This is a genomic window from Mesorhizobium sp. M2D.F.Ca.ET.226.01.1.1 (genome assembly GCF_004022705.2).
Lineage (GTDB): Bacteria > Pseudomonadota > Alphaproteobacteria > Rhizobiales > Rhizobiaceae > Mesorhizobium.
This window is the reverse complement of record NZ_RZOY02000003.1, coordinates 184102-203534: the sequence shown is the minus strand read 5'-3', so window position 1 is coordinate 203534 and position 19433 is coordinate 184102. Positions and strand designations below refer to the sequence as shown.

Below are 19433 nucleotides of genomic sequence, written 5' to 3'. Positions count from 1 at the left end.
CAAGGACAGGGTCTGGCGCCCGATGCGCGCATCGGCGGTGGCAACGCTTTGCGCCCGGATTTCCGTCCCGGATAAAGAGTGACTGCGTGAGCCATATGGGCGGGCGTCGGCCGAACAGGCCGGCGCCGGTCAATAGGGCGCGGAAGCTCTTCCGTAGGACTTTGCGTTCTGCAGGCGGCGGCCTATCCTGACGGCTTGAGGTTTCTTGCCAAGGCAATGCCAGCAGCCCGAATGAGACGATGCCAAGAACGATCCGGACACTGACGGCCAGTGAGGTCGAAACGCTTGTCGACTGGGCGGCGGAGGAGGGGTGGAATCCAGGGCTCGGTGATGCAGCCGCTTTGCGGATGGCCGATCCGGAAGGGTTCATCGGCGCCTTTGTCGGCGGCGAGATGGTGGCCGGCATTTCAGCCGTCGCCTATGGCCCGGATTTCGGCTTCATCGGCCTCTATATCTGCCGGCCCGACCGGCGCGGCCAAGGCCATGGCAAAGCGGTCTGGGACGCCGGCATGGCGCGCCTCGGCAACCGCATCGTCGGTCTCGATGGCGTGGCCGAGCAGCGGGCCAACTACCAGCGCATGGGTTTCCAGCCTGCCTATGAGACCGTTCGGCACAGCGGCCGCCCTGCCGGATTGCCTGGCGGCGGCGACATACGGCCGGTGACGGCCCCCGACATGGCCGGGCTATTCGCTTACGACAGCCAGTGCTTTCCGGTGCCGCGGGAAACCTTCCTTCACGAGTGGCTGCGGCAGCCAAGGATCGCGCTGCTCCTGGGAGGATCAACCGGCTTTGCCGGCTACGGCGTGGCGCGCCGGTGCAGGGAAGGTTTCAAGGTCGGGCCGCTGTTCGCAAACGGGACGGAGTCGGCCTTGGCATTGTTGGCGAGCCTGTCGGACAGGACCGGCGATGAGGCACTCCATATCGACGTGCCAGCCGGCCAGGTTGCGTTCACCGCCATGCTCCAGGCCGCCGGCATGGTTCCAGGTTTTGCGACGACACGCATGTACAAGGGCGGCAGGCCCGGCAACACCCTGTCGATGGTCTTCGGCATCACGACGCTCGAGCTGGGGTGAACGCGGCGACCGACGCGCTGAGATCATTGTTTTGCCTGGCTGGTCCATGCGACATGGCCCAATGACGTGGTTGCCTTTGCCTAACTGCGTTTCGTGGAGGTTGTCGAATGGCTGGCAGGACGGTTCTGATTGCCGGCGGCGCCGGGGGCATGGGTCTGGCGACCGGGCTGCGCTTCGCCGCTGACGGCGAGCTGATCGCGCTTGCCGATCTTCCCGGTCCCAAGCTCGACGCCGCCGTGGCGACGATTGCCGCGACCGGGGCGGACGCAATCGGTCTGCCGCTCGACATCCGCTCCGTCGCCGCCTGCCGCGACGTGGTGGGCAAGGCCAGGGACTGGGGCGGCACGATCGACATCCTCGTCAATGCCGCCGGAGTCTGGCTCGAAGGGCCGGCTAACGAGGTCGCGGAAGACCAGTGGGACCTCGTGCTGGACGTCAATCTCAAGGGCGCGTTCTTCCTGATCTCGGCGGCCATCCCGCATCTCGCGGCGGCGCAAGGCGTGATCGTCAACATCGCCTCAGATGCAGGCATCGTCGGCAACAACGGGGCATCCGTCTATTGCGCTTCGAAGGGCGGGCTGGTGCTTCTGACCAAGGCGCTCGCCCTGGAACTCGCCCCGCAAGGCATCAGGGTCAACGCGGTGTGTCCCGGCGATACGGCAACGCCGATGATCGAATACCAGGCCAGGACCTATGGCGGAGACGATCCCGACGGCTACAAGCGCCGGCTCCTGGGGCACTATCCGCAAGGGGAAAAAGCAAGGTTCATCCAGGTGGAGGAGATTGCTTCCTTCATCCACTATCTTTGCCAGCCGGGCGCGGCGCCGATCACCGGGGCCGCGCTTTCGATCGATTTCGGCGTCAGCGCCGGCTACTGAGCGCCGTGGAGTGGAGATGATCGTGTTTGGCAAATCGCGCAAGGCGCTGGTGACCGGCGCGGGCGCCGGCGATGGCATCGGCATCGCGACGGCGCGGGCGCTGGGCGAGGCCGGCCTTTCGGTCGTCATCACCGCTTCGTCCGCACGGGTCGAGCAACGGGCAGAGGAACTGCGGGCGGAAGGGCTCGATGTTCGCGCCCTGGTGGCCGACCTGACGCTTTCGGGCGATGTCGAGCGGCTGCGTTTCGACGCCGGCGAAATCGACATCCTGGTCAACAATGCCGGGATGGGGACCGTCGCGCAGCCGGCGTTGCAGCGGCGATTTGTCGATCTCAGCGAAAGCGACTGGGACCGCGGCATCGATGTCAGCCTGAAGACCGCATTCTTGAGCACGCGCGGATTTCTGGCCGGTATGGTGCGGCGCGGCCATGGCCGCGTCGTCAACATGGCCTCGGTGACCGGGCCTTACGTGTCCAACGAAGGCGAGGCCGCCTATTCCGCGGCCAAGGCCGGCATGGTCGGGCTGACGCATGCGCTTGCCCTGGAGGTCGGCCGCAGCGGCGTCACCGTCAACGCCGTCGCTCCGGGCTGGATCGCGACCGGCGCCTCAACGGCGGAGGAACTCGCCGCCGCCCGCAACACGCCGCTCGGCCGCGCCGGCAGTCCTGCGGAAGTCGCGGCCGCCGTGTTGTTCCTGGCATCCGACGGGGCGAGCTACGTCAACGGCGCCATCCTCGTTGTGGATGGCGGCAACATCCTGCAGGAACGCAAGGGATGAGCGCGAGCGCGAAAGCCAGAAATGTCGGGAATGGTAGCGGGGTGGATGTCCTTTCGTGGGCAAACCAATGCCGTCTCAGATGGGCAGCCCGAGCTGCTTTCGCAGGCTGTTGTCGAACGCGGATGCGGGGACGAAACGGCGCAGGAAGCTGACCTGGCGCGCCATTTTTCCCGCCGCATAGCGCCTCTTCGGAGTGGGATCAGTCGCGGCCGCCAAAACGGTGCTGGCCACCACTTCGGGCGTGTCGCCTTTTTCCATAGCCGTTCGCACGGCTATAGTCATGCTGGCGCGCGCGGCGTCATAGATATCGAGCAACTGGTCGGGCCTGGCGAGATTGTCTTCGAACGAGGTCCGGGTATAGGCCGGCTCGACCAAAGCGACGCGAATTCCGAACGGCCGCAGTTCGTGGTCTAGCGATTCGGAATAACCTTCAATGGCATGTTTGGTCGACGAGTAAAGCGCGAAAAAAGGAGCTGGGATGAAGCCCTGCACCGAGCTCAAGTTGACGATTCTGCCGTTTCCTTGCCGCCGCATTGTCGGCAGCACAGCGTTGATCATCCGTATGACGCCGAAGACGTTCACGTCGAACAGAGCCTGGGCCTGCGCGGTCGAGGATTCCTCCGCGCCGCCAAGCAGGCCCATGCCGGCATTGTTGACAAGCAGGTCGATGCGCCCCGCCTGGGCCAGCACTTCGTCGACCAGCTTCGCCACCGACGCGTCGTCGGTCACGTCGCAGGTCAGCATCGTAATCCCGTCGGATTTTTTGGAGACCGCGCGACGGCTGGTTCCGAACACGCGAAAGCCCGCGTTCTGCAAGGCCTTGGCCGTCACGTGCCCGATGCCGGAGGATGCCCCTGTGACGATTGCGACGCCAGGATTGATTTTGTTCATAGCGATCACTTTCTTTGATTGGATTGGATTGGAGAAACAGGAAGGCCGAAAGGATCAGCCGGAGCGACTCAGCCGTTCGCGCTCTGTCCGTCCCAGCGCCGGAACAGCGCGCTGGCATTCACCCCGCCGAAGCCGAAACCGTTGGCGATCGCGTAGTCCATCTCCATCGCCCGGGGCTTGTTTGCCACGAAGTCTATTCCGTCGCCTGCCGGATCAGGGGTGGTCAAATTGAGGGTGGGCGGTGCGACCTGATCCCTGAGCGCCAGGATCGTGAAGATCGCGCCAAGCCCGCCGGCAGCGCCGAGCAAATGTCCGGTCGCCGACTTCGTTCCGCTCACGGCTATCCGGAAATCGTGCCCGAACACGCTCTTGATCGCTTCGATCTCACCAAGGTCGCCCACCGGCGTGGAGGTTGCATGGGCATTGAGATGACGGACCTCGGGCAGCGAAATCCCGGCCTGAGCGATTGCAATCTCCATGGCTCGGCGCGCGCCATCGCCGTCCTCGGGGCCGGAAGTGACGTGGTGTGCATCCGCAGTCGTTCCGTAGCCGACGACCTCGGCGAGCGGTGTGGCGCCGCGCGCAAGCGCATGGCTCAATTCCTCGATGACCAGGATGCCGGCGCCTTCGCCCATCACGAAGCCGTCGCGCGACATGTCGAACGGACGGGAGGCCTGATCGGGACGGTGGTTGAAGGAGGTCGAAAGCGAGCGTGCAGCAGCAAAGCCGCCCAGACTGACTACGTTCATGCAAGCTTCAGTGCCGCCGCACACGGCGATATCGGCTTCATCGGCGCGGATGATCCGAGCTGCATCGCCGATTGCCTGAATGCCGGCGGCGCATGCCGTTACCGGTGCGCCGATCTGGCCTTTGAAGCCGTAGCGGATCGAGATGTGGCCAGCCGCGAGGTTCACCAGGAAAGACGGTACCGTGAACGGCGAAAGACGCCGAACGCCGCGCTGGTCGACCGTCCGCACTGCCTCGGTGATGGCCGGAAAACCTCCGACACCTGAAGCGATGATCGTCGCGGTGCGAACCCGATCGCTCTCCGAACCCGGCTTCCATCTCGCCTGGGCCAGCGCCTCTTCCGCCGCGGCTAAAGCGAAGAGAATGAAGCGGTCAATTCTGCGCTGGTCCTTCGGAGCCACGAAGGCATTGGCATCGAGGCCGGCTTCGGGATCTTCTTCCAGAGTCGGAACCACGCCGCCGATCTTCGAAGGCAAATCTCCAACAACCTCGTCGGCGAGCCTCCGGATGCCCGAGCGGCCGGCCAGGAGGCGCGACCAGGACGTTTCGACATTGGCGGCAAGGGGGGTGACCGCGCCCATGCCCGTAACAACAATCCGCCGCATCTATTCTCCTTTCGATTCCAGCACTCTTCCGATGCCAACCGGCGCGGCTCGGGGCTGGCGCGGCTCCGGCAGCCAGCCGAGCTGGATGACCGTTTCGCCGCTCGGCGTGCAAACGACCGAAAAGCTCGCAATCGAAAATGTGAGCTTCACGGCTGCCTCGCCCTTGCACGCAACTCCGAGAGTTGCGCTTCGAGGCCTCTGACTCGCCTTTCGAGGAGATCCAGTTCGGTGGTGTCGATCGCCTCCTCAAACCGGCGCAATTCTTCCAGCCAGTGGCGCCAAGACGCCCGAGAAAATAGCCGCCGAAAATTCGGTCGGATCCGTCGTCCCTTAGTTGTAGAAGCCATTGTCATTGGGCCGATCCCCGTTGGCGACCAGCGGCCAGCCCCGCCTGTATGCTCTCGGCTGCTGCGTGCAGAAACTGCTTCGACAGTTGCTTGTCGTTGACGGTCCGCGAAAGGAGGACCGCACCGACCATCGTCGAGAGAATGGCCATGGCCTTTTCACCGGGATCCTCGCCGTGGGCATCGCCAACCCACCCATCGAGCAGCCCAAGGTATTCCCTGATCCCGGCTTCGAATGACGCTTTCACGTCGCTGCCGTGCCTGGCGGCATCCGAGCCCAGCGCCACGACCGGGCAGCCGTCCATCCTTTCTTCGCGATGTCCGGCGGTGAGGTAAAACTCGATTACTGCACCAAGCGGGTCCTTGGGATTTTTCGCGGCCGCGTCCGACCATCGACGAGATGCGTGCTCCAGCGCCCGCCTGGACGCCAATGCCTCCAAGTCCTCCTTTGACGCGAATTGCTTGTAAAAGGCGCCTTGGGTCAGGCCAGCGCCCTTCATCAGATCCTTAAGGCCGATGCCGTCAAAGCCGTGCTCCCGGAAAAGGCGGCTTGCTACGTCGATCACCGTCTCGCGGTTTTGGGCAGCCTGAGTGCGACTCACCCGCATCATCGATCTCCATTTTTAGATTTCATTCGTAATCTATAATAGATATAGAGTTCGGACGCAATCTATTTTAGCGTGAGGCGATGGGCATGAAAAAGAGACCCGCAATTGTGTTGGGCAGCATCCTGATCGCAGGGTCAGGGGGCGCTGGGATTCGTGGCACTTTCCGATCGGACGCAGGCAGCCGCCGTTACCGATCCGAGGCAGGAACCTCCGATCGTCAGACTGGTGACGGGAGAGCAAGCCACCGGCTCGGCGCGCAGCTTTACTGGCATCGTAGGGGCGAGAGTGCAGAGCAACCTCGGTTTTCGCGTGCCCGGCAAGATTGTCGAGCGCCTCGTGGATGCCGGTGATCAGATCAAGGCGGGCCAGCCGCTCATCGACGAGACCGATCTGCAACTTGCGTTCACGGCAAAGCGCTATGCTGTCGTCAACGACGCTGTCCTCGTCGTGGATGGCGGCAACATCCTGCAGCAACGCAAGGGATGAGCGCGGGAACGCGCGAACAATGGTCAAAGGCAGCATTATCGCCTATATCGGCGTTTTCGAGCCTGATCATCGTTCCGTGACCCCTGCCGCCCGCCTGCAAGCCACAATCGAACTTATGCATGAAGTCGATAGCATCGCGCGTCCCGCGGATGCTGTCGTCTCAGCCTGGTTTCGGGTCCGGCGCTATATCCACGACAAGGACCGTGGACAGGTTTTAGAGTTGCTCTATGCGCTTCTGCGCCACCATGCACGGCTTGGCTGGTGGCTGGCCAGGCATGGGCGCGAGGGTATGCCCCGCAACCGGCTGCTCGCATGGCTTATGCTGAAGGAAGGCAAGACGGCCGATCAGATCAAACGCTTGTTCAACGGTGCCAAATTCGCCCCTGCTACTCTGAAGGATCAGGAACACGCGCTGCTGGTCAAATTGCAGGGATGCACGATCGACCATCCCGGCATGCCGGAAGACGTGCGCCTTGAATGCCCGTCATGGGCGGCCGATCCGCTGCGGCGCCGTTTCAGGGAGGCGTTCGGGCAGGAGATGGCCGCGCTTCTGACGCCGGCGCCGCTCGACCTGCGCGTCAATCCGATCAGGTCGACGCGCGAGGCCATGCTTGGCGCACTGAAGGATCTTGGCTTGCGGGCGGAGGCGTCAGCGATGGCTCCTTATGGCATTCGCGTGCATGAGCGCCCCTCGCTGGTCAGCCTGCCGATGCTCAGAACCGGTGAGGTCGAGATTCAGGATGAGGGCTCGCAGCTTGTCGCCATGCTGGTCGATGCCCGACCGGGCGAGCGCGTTGTCGATTTCTGCGCCGGAGCCGGCGGCAAGACATTGGCCATCGCCGCGCAGATGAACAACAAGGGCTATGTCGTCGCCTGCGACGTCATGGAAGGCCGTTTGAAGCGCGGCGCCGAGCGCTTCCGGCAGGCAGGATTGCACAATATCGAGACGCGGCTTCTGGCCAGCGAAACGGATCGGTGGATCAAGCGCCACAAGGGCGGTTTCGATCGCGTGCTGGTGGACGCGCCATGCAGCGGCACCGGCACCTGGCGACGCAACCCCGATGCACGCTGGCGCGCGCAGGAGGAACAGGGCCTGGATAAGCTCGTGTCGCTGCAAGGGCGGATTTTGGCGAGCGCGGCGCGTCTGGTGAAGCCCGGCGGAAGGCTGGTCTACGCCACATGCTCCATGCTTCCCGCGGAGAATGAGGACCAGGTGGCCGCATTCCTTGCGGCGCATCCCGCTTTTCGCGCCATGCCGCTGCGCGAGGCCGCGCCGCAGCTGACGAATTCAGCCCATCCCGACTATCTGTCGCTGACGCCAGCACGTCACGATACCGACGGCTTCTTTGCCGCCATCATGCAGCGAGAAGCCGCGCTCCTAGGCGGGGCCGCCCATAGCCATTCGCGATCCATTTCTTGAATGACCCGAATGGGCCGGAAGCTGACGGGGCCGTTGCGAGGCACGAATTAGCGGCAATGGACAGCGCCGCACCGGCAACCGCCGGAATAGGACTCAGCTATCACGCCTCCTCACCACCCATGAGGCGGTATCGTGATCAGGGTGCTGGTTGTTGCTCTTCTTGATCGCCGCGGCCCAGTCGGCTCCGTTGCTTTCGGTCGCACCGGTATTTTCTATGCCCGTGATCGTATCGAACCATGCCACCATGTTCTCGGTGCAGGTATTGGCAAGCGGCGGGAAGGCGTGCGGATCGTCAAGCGAACCAATCATCAGGTTGGTGCGACCGTTTTCGAGGTGGTGGAAGAACAATGGCGTGCCGCAATTGGCGCAGAAGCCGCGCTCGACAAGCTCCGAGCTCTTCCAGATGCTCGGCTTGCCGCGTGTCCAGGTGAGCGCCTCATCGGGCGCGGCGACGAGCGCGGCGAATATGTTGCCCGAGGCTTTCTGGCACATGCGGCAATGGCAGAGATGCGCGTTGGCGAGTATAGCGCTTGCGTGGTAGCGCACGGCGCCGCACTGGCAGCCGCCGCTTACCTCCATCTCGATGCGTTTCATTTTTTCTCCTCCTTCAAGAGGCGGGTTTGGGCTCAATGTCTTTTAGGTATTCGTCTTTAATAGTCCAGCCTCGCAAGAGCGGATCTAATTCTGGTGTTAGTGGTTTGTCGGCCCAAAGGAATGGGCCCGGTCACGCCTTCCCGACCGTCTGCCAACAATTGCTTCAACCGCCGGTTAAGCTGTGGCCGAAGCTCGCTGAGACTGTTCAGTGGGTCCGCAGCCGCGAAGTTCCGGCGCGGGCGCTGGCGATGTCCGCTTTTGGAGGTTGCTGGACGTGGCTTTGACGTCCAACATAAGGCGCAAAGCAGCCATTCCGTAGAAGGTGAAGGCGGCCGCCCAGCAGCGGATCAGCCTCTTGAGTTAATTTCGGCGAACCGCCTCGTAGCACATAGGCGAATAACGATCATGTCAGTCGCCGAGGGTCGACGTTTTCTATAGTAAATCAATATGTTAGCGGGTGGTTCGCCGACCCATTTCCCTCGTATTCTCTCGTATGGTCTGGCGAACTGAGGGACCAAGAGGAGGACTAGTCTTTCCTCCACACGGTTTCTCTTCATCCCACAAAAGGGTCGATGAACCCGTGACGAACACGACAGCTTTGGGGCCGACAGCCGAATGGCCGCTTTAAGGAATCTGAAGCGGTAGAGTATGCCCTCCGGTGTTCGATCCCAAATTGAACTTTGCAGCAGCTTTTGGCTTCGCGCTAAAACGGGAAAGGGTCTCGGCATATTGAGCTCGCAGGCCCGGGGTCAAGCGTGGCCGGAACAGAATAGAGCCTGCCCGGACCAAACCTTGGTTTGGTCGAACGCAACCCCGGAGCGAACATACGGACAAGGGACCGCTGCTCATCCTGCATCAGGATGACGGCGAGTATTTCCAGGCCTCGTTCGCGGCAGAGTTTGACGCATGAGGCGTAGTCGAGTGTCGCTTCATCTGCGCAGGCAGGGCCGCTATTCCCACCCTGCAAATATGGATACAGCCCAAGATCCGTCTCTTGATGCCAGCGATAAAGTTGCCGCGCCCCGGGCGTAAAGCGGGCCGTTCCCTGTTGCTGCGCCTGTCGGGAGAGCAGAGCAAGGTTCGCTTCGCATTGAGCAAGCTCTCCAAGCGCCCTTGTGGCAGCCGCCGACCACGATGCGCCTGCCGCAAACCCCATCGCCGGACCCCGGCCGGAATTATCGCTGGAGATTGCCGCAACTATCGGCACCGCCAAATCCAACGTAAGTCGCAGAAGGCGCAATTCGCGACCTTGGCGCCGAAGCCAATCCTCGTATGAAGATATAGTATTGCTTGCCATCGACTTCGGATCGATTCGAGGCAGGACAAGCCGATTGTACCACCAGATGGAGGTCCCATCTCGCTCGATCAGCTCGAGAAGGGCGCTCATCGCAGCGTCCTCAGGGTTGATGCCCAGCGCAAGTCCGTTCGAGTCGGCAGCCGGCAAAGATGATTGCTTGCCACCGGGATCATAGCCGAGAAAACACAGCCCCGCGGGCACCCAGGCTTGCTCCGTACTGAGCCTGTCATCACTCAGGATCCAGTCTTCGGGCGCGGATCTGTCCCAGCGGGCCGGAACCATATTGCGGGGCTGTCGGTTCGCGGCGTCTCGGCGGTCATATTGCTCTTCGCTGAAAAGAAGGATGCCGGGCGGCTCGACGACCCGACCATGAATCGCATCGGCACGCGACCGCAGAATTCGCCCCTCGGGAATGATCTGGGCGAAGTAGGTTTCGTCCGCCTCATAAAGGCAGCCTTGCAGCGCCTGCTCGACTGTCGTGCCCCAACCGGACGCGAAGTAAGTGCTCTCATCGCCATCCTTGGCGGCGCGAACGCGGCCTGCTGCCACAGTGAGAGGACAGCCGAGCAATGGGTCCGAGATCACCACCGGGCCATAGAGAAGACTAGACCCCACGCAGACCTCGAATGTGTGCGCATCTTTCGCATTGCGAGCGCTTCTGAGCGGATTTCGCTCTGGCGCACGGTCGCACGCCCGAAGCTCTTCATGCCGCAGTTTACACGCTGCCGTGCGCGATAGCATCATGCAAATGTGCTAAAGTAGGTTCGTACGTTCGACCCGAGGTATGGATTGACCCCAAAGCCTAGATTGATCGCAAGCAACGGCACCCTGAAGCGACGGCTGACTGCGATCGTGGTCGCGGACGTGGTCGGCTATTCGCAACAAATGGCGGAAGACGAGGAAGGCACGTTTACCCGCGTCCGAGCGCTGATGCACGACGAGCTCCCAGGCTACGTTCATCGGCATGACGGCCGCGTCGTAAAGAACACTGGCGACGGTATCGTGGCGGAGTTCCTCAGCGCGGTCGAAGCGGTGCGGTGCGGGGTGGCTATTCAGGCCTATCTCGCAAGCCCCGAGCGGTCGCCCGGTCTGTCACTTCGGATGGGCATAAATTTCGGCGACATTATCGTCGACGGCGACGGAGATGTGTTCGGCGACGGTGTGAACGTGGCTGCACGGCTTGAACAGATCGCGGCTCCTGGAGGCATTTGCCTTTCGGCAAAAGTGCATGAGGAGGTCCGCTCAGGGCTGCAATTGCCCTTCGAATATTGCGGTGACTTTCTGCTCAAGAACATTCCCCGACCTGTGGCCGTCTACTCGCTTATTCACCGACCCGACGGCGCCTTTGCGAGGATCGGCGCCGAGACTTCGAGCTCGAACACGCCGTCGATCCTAGTCCGCCCATTTGTCAGCACCGGTGGCGTGGAGCCGTACTTCAGCGAAGGGTTCACTGAAGACGTCATCACCGAGCTGACGCGGTTCACGCAGCTCTCCGTCGCGTCATATCACACCTCGATGCGGCTCAAGGATGTGGAGCTGCCGAAGCTGGTCTCGGACATCGGACTCGATTTCGAGCTTGCGGGGCGAATCCGCAGGATGGGGAGGCGTATCCGCCTGTCGTGCGAACTGGTCGATGCCACGTCCGGCGGTGATGTTTGGGCAGAGCATTATGACAGCGACGATCAGGACATATTCGATGTGCAGGACGAACTGGTCCGCAAGATCGTGGGCACAGTTATCGGCCGCCTCAAGGCGGCGGGTGCGGAGAAGGCACGGCGCAAGCCGCCGGCCAACCTTGCTGCCTATGAGTGCGTGCTGCGCGGCAACGCCCTGCCGCTAGGCGACCTCGCGTGCGAAGCGGAAGCCAGGCAATGGTATCAGCGCGCCATCGACCTCGATCCGACCTATGGGCGCGCCTATGCCAAGCTGGCTCACTACAAGCAGTTGGAATGGTTTCGCGACATGGGATCTTCCGACGCCCTGCTCGACGAGGCGCATGAAATTGCCAAGAAGGCGGTGGCGCTCTCCGCCAACGATCCGGTCTGCCTCAACATTCTCGGCTGGGTGCTGCTGCACCTGCGAGACTTCGACGTCGCCGCGCAACTCTACGCACGGGCCCTCTACCTCAATCCGAACGATCCCGAGCAGGTTTCCTATCTCGGCACCCTCTACACATTTTGCGGCGAACCGGATCGCGCCATGCAATGGTTCGAGCGGGCGCAGGTGCTCGATCCGCTGTATGAACCATCCTGGTATTGGCCGTTTCGCGGCATCGTCCACTTCATTGCGGGCCGGCCCGAGCCGGCATTGGTCGCTTTGAGCCGTTCGTCGACCATGCCGACATGGGTTACGGCCTACATGGCCGCTTCGTGCTCGGCGCTTGGCCGGGACAGCGATGCAAAATCGTACGCGGCTCGCGTGTTGGCGGGTACGCCCGGCTTTTCCTGCAGTCGATTCGTGGCCAAGGAGCCCTATCGCCTGGAGGAGGATCGGGCCGCGCTGTTCAAGGGGCTGCTCGCCGCAGGGCTGCCGAACTGATCTTGAAGTTTACTATCGGCAGCCGAAAAGGACCGCGGACGCAAGCTCTTCATGATAGTGCCGACCCTGTGCGTTTTTGTGGTACGCCCCGAGGTAATCTATCAGGTCCTCTCGCGTGACAACGCCTTCCGGCAGGGCCGGCAGGACCACAGTCAGCTCCGTTGGCGCATCGCACGCCAGTTTCACTTTCGCGTCGACGATCTGCTCCAGCACGATAGTAAGTTCGTTGCGAAAAGTTGGGTTGTTCAGGTCCTTTACTTTTGACACTACGCCATTCAGCAAACTTTTTCCTGTGTAGGCGATATCGACACCGCCAAGATCAACAATACGCAAAGTTTTTCCTGTAGTGCCTGTGATCTGCCCTACCATCACACTTCGAAGGCTGCCGCTTTTATCCCCAGTGCGCACAGCTATGACATCGTTGAGCGTGAATGCGTTCGGTATGTCGACGGTTATAAGTAAAGGGCTTGTCGAGACTACCGCTGATACGGTCGCCGTGAATGCGGGCGGCAAAGCCTTCAGCCAGGCTCCCACGAGCGTCGCGCCAATCTCCTGAGCCTGTCGGCCCTGCTTGAGTTTCACCTTGGGCACAACCGTTGCTCCCCGCGCTTTGAGGCGTGCGACAACAACCTAGGCTGCTTTTTCTTTGGCTGCAAGAAGAGCCCTCGAGCGGTTCGCCTCCAAAGCTTTGCCGTGGACAGAAAGAGCTATTGGGAGCATGCTGCCAGTCAGTCGACCAGCAGACGGTAGGGATCCATGAGGTTCGCCTGGCTTGTGACTTTTCTCGCCATTTCCGCGTCCACAATCGTGCACGCGGACGAAGACCCCGGCGGGCCGCAAGTAACGCAACACACATTCATCGCGCCACTTGCGGACAAGGACAGATTTGCATCGGTTATCACCAGCCTGAACAAAATCAATCCGTCGGGGGACGCCCTGCAAGCTGTCGACATGCCGGATCTGGGGTTTAGCCTGGTCACTGGAAGCTTTACCGACGAGGAAGCGAACAAGCTTCTGTCGGAAGGGTATCAGGAACCGGACTCACTTGAAGTAAGCCTGTTCGCGGATGGCGGTTGCGAAGCACGCAGTCGGCTAGAGCCTGTGACGGGTGACAAGCTCGTGCCGCCGAGCGTTTGCAGAGTCATCGGGTCGCCCAGTCCTGCGACCGGCGGGCCTGCGGTCTGGATCATCGATAGCGGCGTCGACGACGACGTCGTCACAAAAGGGCTTCTCAATATTTCGGAACGGATCAACTGTATGGTTACCCCATGCAGCACGACCACCGGCGCGCCAGACACTCAAGGTCACGGCACGATGGTCGCAGGCATCATTGGCGGAATGCGCGTGCAAGGTACAACAAGCGGTCAATTCCTTGGCATCGTTGGGGTCAGCCCAGGGGTGCCACTCAAGATTGTCAAGGCATTTGAAGGCGAGAAGTCGAAGATCGTCGGACCGCCGCTTGTCGCCCTACAATATGTTAGTGATCATGCGTCCGCCGGCCAAATCCTGAACATCAGCTGGGGCACGCAGTTCATGGAGACCGCGAAGACGGGTGGCCAATTGGACCTGCTTGGTCAGATGGACAAGCTGCTGTTTGAGATCGCAAACAAGCAGGTCCGCATCGTGATTGCGGCGGGCAATGCGCGGGAAGGTGACGAGGCGTCGTGGGTAGAGTCCTTTTTCCCGGCCAATGCGTCGGAATATTTTTCTCCAAACCCGACGCAAGGCTTCATCCAAAGTGTCTCGGCATCCGACAGCACTTATATCCCAACCGGCACCGGCACTGGCGTGTGCAGCACCGTTTCAAACGGGTGGTGTGATGTGCTTTGGAATGGCGGCGCTTTTGGCGCGGCCATGTCCGAGCCCGGCGTTGGCGTCCAGGTGCTTTGGCGGAGTACAAACAATCACAAGCTAAGACAGAATATCTGTTCGGGGACGTCTCTTGCCGCTCCAGTCCTGGCGGGGCTGTTGGCTCGGACCACTGCGAATTTGCCGGAGGTCCCGATCAAAAAGGGCGTGATCCCAAATGCCGATCAGCTTGGATTTTCGACGGCCGGAACGCCGGACGTCGCTGATCCGGACTATCCGAAATGCAATTGACGCGCCGCACGGCCCTCCAGGGTTTGGGTCTTACCTCGCTGTTTGCGACCAGCGCAGGCTTTGCTTCGGCAGTTTTTGCCGGCGACAGCCACCCGCGGCTGCTGGTCGTCCACCTTCGAGGCGGACTTGATGCGCTGGCCGCGCTGCCGCCCCATGGTGATCCGGATTTCCGGCGGGGACGAGGCAGGGCGAGAGAACTTGGCACCTCCGACGACGCATTCGGTGTGAAGCTTGATCCGCTGTTCGCACTTCATCCGGCGCTGGAACCTCTTGCTCGGTTCTATTCGGCTGGCGAATTGCTGATCCTGCCCGCGACGGGCATCCCGGATATCGGGAGATCGCATGACGCCGCGCAGAGGGTCCTGTTCGACGGCGATGTCGACGGCGGCGATTTTGGCTGGCCGGGAAGAGCCGCTTCGGTGCTGTCGCAGGGAAGGCAACCAATGTGGCGTGCTGCGCCGGCCGGCCTGCCAAATGACGCGCTATTCGATCTTGTGTTGGGCAATCCGGGACTTGACCTCGCCCGCCTTTGGCTCGGCGAGGCGTCCGGTTCAGCCGGAGACGCGGTGCAGACATTGCTTGCGCGGCGACATGCGCTGAGTGCTGCAAGCTTTGTCGCAGCGGCGACCTCCGCGGGGCAGGCGCTGTCCGGGCCGGACGGCCCGCGCGTGGCCCTGCTGCAGTTGGACGGTATCGATACCCACGTTGCTCAGGGAGAGCGTCTTTCGGCGACCCTTGGGACATTGGCGCGCGGTGTCGTCGCGTTCTCGGAAGCGGCGGCCGGAATCTGGCGTCAAACCGTTGTGCTCGGCATTACGGAATTCGGGCGCTCTGCCCACTTCAACGACCAAGGCGGCACCGACCATGGCAGTGCCAGCGTAGCGTTCTTGATGGGTGGTGCGATAGCCGGAGGGCGGATCGCGGGTCGCTGGCCCGGATTGGCGGCAGATCAGCTCCACGAGGGGACCGACTTGGCAGTCACCACCGATGCCCGCTCGATCGTCAACGCGGTGTTGAAAGACCATCTTGGACTGTCAAGCCAGGCAATGGCGATGGTCGCTCCCAACGCATCGGGCCTTCAAGCAATCAAAGGATTGTTTCTGATTTGATACATCCTTTGCGACAATCACGACGCCGCCAACACCCTCCATCAGGGGCGCGAGACGTCGGGTGCGGCGCCCGAAAGGAGTTTCAGAAGTTTTCCGTCACACATCCGTAGGCGACAAGACCGGGCTGTTCGAGGCGACACTCGAACGGTCGGCAGCTCAGGCGTCAGCGACGCTTGACGACGATTGACGCCCCCCGTCCCGCCCGAAGAGCCACATCCCCGCTCTTCAAACGGCGGCCCTTGCGCAACAACCACATAACGTGTGTACGACCGAGATAGGCGCCAAGCTACCGGCGAAATCGGATCTGCTTGTGGCTCGGATCGCCACCCGGCAGATCAGCTATGCTGACAGAGCGTTGCAGAGAGGTCACCGGCCCTTAGCGGCTCATTTCTTTGGGAAGGTTACGCCCTTGGTGGTGAATCGCTGCCCTCTGCCGATGGGTCGCACGGGGCGCTTCGTGGCGGCAGCCTTGCCGGTTCCTGGCGGCTGGTAGGCGGGCACGAGCTGGTCGGGCCGAGGGCCGATAAGGTCGGCGCGGCCCATCTCCTTCAACGCATCGCGCAGCAGCGGCCAATTGTCGGGGTCATGATAGCGCAGGAAGGCCTTGTGCAGCCGGCGCTGCCGCCCGCCGCGAACGGTCTCGACCTTGTCGGTCGCGCCGCGCCGCACGCCTTTCAGCGTGTTGACGCCGGTATGGTACATGGCCGTCGCCGTGGCCATGGGCGAAGGCAGGAAGGTCTGCACCTGGTCGGCGCGGTAGCGGTTCTTCTTCAACCAGAGCGCCAAATGCAGCATGTCCTCGTCGGTCGTGCCGGGATGGGCGGCGATGAAATACGGAATGAGATAGTATTTCTTGCCGGCTTCCCTGGCGGCGGCGTCGAACATCTCCTTGAAGCGGTCATAGGTGCCGATGCCGGGCTTCATCATCTTGTCGAGCGGCCCGCGCTCGGTGTGCTCGGGCGCGATCTTGAGATAGCCGCCGACGTGATGGGTCACCAGTTCCTTGACATATTCGGGGCTTTTGACGGCCAGGTCGTAACGCACGCCAGAGGCGACCATGACCTTCTTGACGCCCTTGACCTCGCGGACCTTGCGATAGAGCCGGATCAGGTCGTCATGCGAGGTGTTCAGGTTGGGGCAGATATCGGGAAACACGCACGACGGCAGGCGGCAGGCCGCCTCGATCTTGGGGTCCTTGCAGGCCATCCGATACATATTGGCGGTCGGCCCGCCGATATCGGAGATCACGCCGGTAAAGCCCGGGGTCTTGTCGCGGATCTTCTCGATCTCGCGCAGGATCGAGCCCTCGGAGCGGTTTTGAATGATGCGGCCTTCATGCTCGGTGATCGAGCAGAAGGTGCAGCCGCCGAAGCAGCCGCGCATCACCGTCACCGAGAACTTGATCATGTCCCAGGCGGGGATCTTGGCATCGCCATAGGACGGGTGCGGGGCGCGAGCGTAAGGCAGGTCGTAGACGGCGTCCATCTCGTCGGAGGTCAGCGGGATGGGCGGCGGATTGAGCCACAGGTCGCGGTCGCCATGGCGCTGGACGAGCGGGCGTGCGTTGCCGGGATTGGCCTCGCGATGCAGCACGCGCGAGGCGCGGGCATAGGCATCGCGATCGGCCTCGACCTGCTCGAACGACGGCAGCCGGATCACGGTGTCGCCGGGCTTGCGGCTGGCGCCCTCGTCGGCGGAATCGAGATCGTCGGCGTGCAGTTCCGTGAAATGCTCGGGCACGCGGCGGAACAGGGCGACGCCCCTGATGGTATCGAGCTGGCGTGGCGTGTCGCCGGCCGCAAGGCGGTTTGCCACCTCGACGACGGCGCGCTCGGCATTGCCGTAGATCAAAAGATCGGCCTTGGCGTCGGCCAGGATCGATCGGCGCACCTTGTCGGACCAGTAGTCGTAGTGGGCGATGCGGCGCAGCGAGGCTTCGATGCCGCCCAGCACCACCGGCACGTCCTTGTAGGCCTCGCGGCAGCGCTGCGTGTACACGATCGTGCAGCGGTCCGGCCGCTTGCCGCCTTCGCCGCCGGCCGTATAGGCGTCGTCGTGGCGGAGCTTCCGGTCCGACGTATAGCGGTTGACCATGGAATCGAGGTTGCCGCCGGTCACGCCAAAGAACAGCCTCGGCCTGCCCAGCGCCTTGAACGGCTCCGCCGAGTGCCAGTCGGGCTGCGAGATGATGCCGACCCGAAAACCCTGGGATTCGAGCAGGCGGCCGATGATCGCCATGCCGAAGCTCGGATGGTCGACATAGGCGTCGCCTGTGACAAGCACGATATCGCATTCATCCCAGCCCAGCGCCGTCATCTCGGCGCGGCTCATCGGCAGGAACGGTGCAGCCCGTCCGGCATGAGGCTGGCGAACGGACAGCGGAATTATGTTTTTCTGGGCGCTGGCTAGGGTTTCCATTGGCGACGTATAGGCCGCCGCCAGCGCGAATTCAATTAACCTCGCTTTGGGCCTAGAAATGCATTGGGACGATGGGGCGCGCCCGCTTATGGCATGCGTCGAGCAGGGCCTCAAAACTCGAAAGGCCCGCGCGCCGCAGCAGGATCGGGTATTCCACCAAGAGGAGAGGTCCTAGTTACCGCCCCCATCAGCACAGGCAGGCCAATTACCACGGGCATGGAGAAGCTGGTGCCGTCACCACTAGAGGCAGCAGTGCTCCACCAAGTGCGGTTGACCGCAGCATTTTCCACTTTGAGGCGAAATAATTCTAAACTATGTTTCGCTAGGCTTAAGGCATGGGGGATTGCCGATGGTTCTATCACGCAGGGGTGTCGTGATCGGCGGCCTGGCGCTGGTTGCGGTCGGTGCAACCGGCAATGTTCAAGCCGCGGCGGCAAAATCCTTTTTCGCCGGCACCGCCATCGACAACAATTTCGTCTATCGAAAGACCAACTTCGCCAAGATAGACAAGAGATGGCATCGCCAGATCGTCAAGTATTTCAGCAGCGAGCCGGTCGGCACCGTCGTGGTCGATACCCGCCACCACTTCCTCTACCTCATCATGGAAAACAAGACCGCCATCCGCTACGGCGTCGGCGTCGGCAAGGAAGGCTTCAAATGGTACGGCCGTGCGACGATCGAGCGCCGCGCGCTGTGGCCGCAATGGGTCCCACCCCCCGAAATGCGTAAGCGCAGGCCGGAACTACCGGACATGATCGCAGGCGGTGCGTCGAACAATCCGCTCGGGCCGCGTGCGCTCTATCTGTACCGCGACGGCACCGATATCGGCTACCGCCTGCATGGCACGCTGGAGCCATGGAGTATCGGCACCGACGCTTCCAGCGGCTGCATCCGCATGTTCCCGGAAGACATAATCGACCTTTACCAGCGGTGCCCGATCGGCACCGCGGTGGAGGTCCTGCCGCACATCGCCGACCAGGCCCCCTCTTCCACCTCTGTCGAATGATGGCGCCTCATGAACCGCAGGATTGAAAACACGCGCTGGGTGCTCGCCGCCGGCCTGCTGGTGCTGGCCGCATCCTGCTCGACCAGCAGCACGCTGGCCCCTCCCACGCCCGACGTCACCAACGCCCAGATTGCCGCCTTTCAGAACGTACAGCCGGGCAGTGAGGAGGATTTTATCCTCAATGTCGGCCGCCGCACCTATTTCACGCAAGGTTCGGCCGCGCTCGATTCTGTCGCCAAGACCACCCTCGACACCCAGATCGCCTGGTTAGCAAAGTATCCGCGCTGGATGCTCAAGCTGCAAGGTTTCGCCGACGATCCCGGCGCAAACGAAACGGCGCTGTCGCAGAAGCGCGCCGATGCGGTGATGGACTACCTTGCCGCCGGCGGCATAGACCGTAATCGCATGTGGGCCAAGGGTTACGGCAAGGACAGGCTCGTCCGCGACTGTCCCGACACTGCCTGCAGGTCACAGAATCGCCGCGTCGTGTCTAATTTGCGCGATGAGAGGGACGAGCCGTAGAGGAGGACTTGTCTCAGGA

General features: G+C 62.3%; 16 protein-coding genes and 2 pseudogenes. 10 read left to right on the top strand and 8 right to left on the bottom strand.

Annotated features, from left to right (window positions below):
* Positions 1 to 239 precede the first annotated feature (239 nt).
* The 3 genes from EN869_RS08420 to EN869_RS08410 all read left to right on the top strand — a co-directional run bounded on the left by EN869_RS08420 (position 240) and on the right by EN869_RS08410 (position 2729).
* The gene (locus EN869_RS08420) at positions 240 to 1073 is read left to right on the top strand and encodes a GNAT family N-acetyltransferase (protein ID WP_127225802.1); all 834 of its coding nucleotides are present in this window, start codon (positions 240 to 242) and stop codon (positions 1071 to 1073) included.
* Between the two features lie 107 nt (positions 1074 to 1180).
* Positions 1181 to 1951, top strand: coding sequence for an SDR family oxidoreductase (locus EN869_RS08415; RefSeq protein WP_127225803.1), 771 nt, complete (start codon positions 1181 to 1183; stop codon positions 1949 to 1951).
* A 22-nt stretch (positions 1952 to 1973) separates the two neighbouring features.
* Positions 1974 to 2729, top strand: a complete 756-nt coding sequence (locus EN869_RS08410) for an SDR family NAD(P)-dependent oxidoreductase (RefSeq protein WP_245489391.1) — start codon at positions 1974 to 1976, stop codon at positions 2727 to 2729.
* A 75-nt stretch (positions 2730 to 2804) separates the two neighbouring features.
* Here EN869_RS08410 and EN869_RS08405 read toward each other — a convergent pair whose 3' ends face one another.
* From EN869_RS08405 to EN869_RS08395, 3 genes are all read right to left on the bottom strand, one after another.
* A complete protein-coding gene (locus EN869_RS08405; protein WP_127225805.1) occupies positions 2805 to 3620 on the bottom strand; it encodes an oxidoreductase in 816 nt (271 codons plus the stop codon).
* Positions 3621 to 3688: 68 nt separating this feature from the next.
* Positions 3689 to 4972, bottom strand: coding sequence for a beta-ketoacyl-ACP synthase II (gene fabF, locus EN869_RS08400; RefSeq protein WP_127225806.1), 1284 nt, complete (start codon positions 4970 to 4972; stop codon positions 3689 to 3691).
* Between the two features lie 349 nt (positions 4973 to 5321).
* On the bottom strand, positions 5322 to 5924 hold the full coding sequence (locus EN869_RS08395; protein WP_127225998.1) for a TetR/AcrR family transcriptional regulator: 603 nt from the start codon (positions 5922 to 5924) through the stop codon (positions 5322 to 5324).
* An 86-nt stretch (positions 5925 to 6010) separates the two neighbouring features.
* Here EN869_RS08395 and EN869_RS35470 point away from each other — a divergent pair.
* Together EN869_RS35470 and EN869_RS08385 are read left to right on the top strand one after the other, a co-directional pair.
* Positions 6011 to 6350 (top strand): annotated as a pseudogene (locus tag EN869_RS35470) (efflux RND transporter periplasmic adaptor subunit); the annotation flags it as partial.
* A 79-nt stretch (positions 6351 to 6429) separates the two neighbouring features.
* A complete protein-coding gene (locus EN869_RS08385) occupies positions 6430 to 7830 on the top strand; it encodes an RsmB/NOP family class I SAM-dependent RNA methyltransferase (RefSeq protein WP_210213834.1) in 1401 nt (466 codons plus the stop codon).
* A gap of 93 nt (positions 7831 to 7923) precedes the next feature.
* Here EN869_RS08385 and EN869_RS08380 read toward each other — a convergent pair whose 3' ends face one another.
* Together EN869_RS08380 and EN869_RS08375 are read right to left on the bottom strand one after the other, a co-directional pair.
* Positions 7924 to 8424 carry a GFA family protein gene (locus EN869_RS08380; protein ID WP_127225807.1) on the bottom strand — a complete coding sequence of 167 codons (501 nt, stop codon included), beginning with the start codon at positions 8422 to 8424 and terminating at the stop codon, positions 7924 to 7926.
* 703 nt (positions 8425 to 9127) lie between these two features.
* Entirely contained in the window at positions 9128 to 10465 is a 1338-nt protein-coding gene (locus tag EN869_RS08375) for a YcaO-like family protein (RefSeq protein WP_127225808.1), read from the bottom strand.
* A gap of 63 nt (positions 10466 to 10528) precedes the next feature.
* Between EN869_RS08375 and EN869_RS08370 the strand changes: the two genes are divergently transcribed.
* Positions 10529 to 12259 (top strand): adenylate/guanylate cyclase domain-containing protein, encoded by a 1731-nt coding sequence (locus EN869_RS08370; protein WP_127225809.1) that lies wholly within the window; start codon positions 10529 to 10531, stop codon positions 12257 to 12259.
* A 12-nt stretch (positions 12260 to 12271) separates the two neighbouring features.
* Here the strand turns inward: EN869_RS08370 and EN869_RS08365 are convergent, their stop codons facing one another.
* Positions 12272 to 12850, bottom strand: a complete 579-nt coding sequence (locus EN869_RS08365; protein WP_127225810.1) for a hypothetical protein — start codon at positions 12848 to 12850, stop codon at positions 12272 to 12274.
* Between the two features lie 165 nt (positions 12851 to 13015).
* Here EN869_RS08365 and EN869_RS08360 point away from each other — a divergent pair, with 165 nt between their 5' ends.
* Both EN869_RS08360 and EN869_RS08355 read left to right on the top strand, forming a co-directional pair.
* Positions 13016 to 14359, top strand: coding sequence for a S8 family serine peptidase (locus tag EN869_RS08360; protein ID WP_127225811.1), 1344 nt, complete (start codon positions 13016 to 13018; stop codon positions 14357 to 14359).
* Positions 14350 to 15468, top strand: a complete 1119-nt coding sequence (locus tag EN869_RS08355) for a DUF1501 domain-containing protein (RefSeq protein ID WP_127225812.1) — start codon at positions 14350 to 14352, stop codon at positions 15466 to 15468. The genes EN869_RS08360 and EN869_RS08355 overlap by 10 nt, the downstream gene beginning before the upstream one ends.
* A 384-nt stretch (positions 15469 to 15852) precedes the next feature.
* On the opposite strand, the gene EN869_RS08350 is transcribed toward EN869_RS08355, so the two are convergent.
* Both EN869_RS08350 and EN869_RS35030 read right to left on the bottom strand, forming a co-directional pair.
* Positions 15853 to 17886, bottom strand: coding sequence for a YgiQ family radical SAM protein (locus EN869_RS08350; RefSeq protein ID WP_127225813.1), 2034 nt, complete (start codon positions 17884 to 17886; stop codon positions 15853 to 15855).
* A gap of 67 nt (positions 17887 to 17953) precedes the next feature.
* Positions 17954 to 18154 (bottom strand): annotated as a pseudogene (locus EN869_RS35030) (efflux RND transporter permease subunit); the annotation flags it as partial.
* A gap of 81 nt (positions 18155 to 18235) precedes the next feature.
* Between EN869_RS35030 and EN869_RS08340 the strand changes: the two are divergent.
* Both EN869_RS08340 and EN869_RS08335 read left to right on the top strand, forming a co-directional pair.
* Complete coding sequence (locus EN869_RS08340; RefSeq protein WP_127225814.1) at positions 18236 to 18892, top strand: L,D-transpeptidase; 657 nt, start codon at positions 18236 to 18238, stop codon at positions 18890 to 18892.
* Between the two features lie 9 nt (positions 18893 to 18901).
* Positions 18902 to 19414 carry an OmpA family protein gene (locus EN869_RS08335; protein WP_127225815.1) on the top strand — a complete coding sequence of 171 codons (513 nt, stop codon included), beginning with the start codon at positions 18902 to 18904 and terminating at the stop codon, positions 19412 to 19414.
* Positions 19415 to 19433 lie beyond the last annotated feature (19 nt).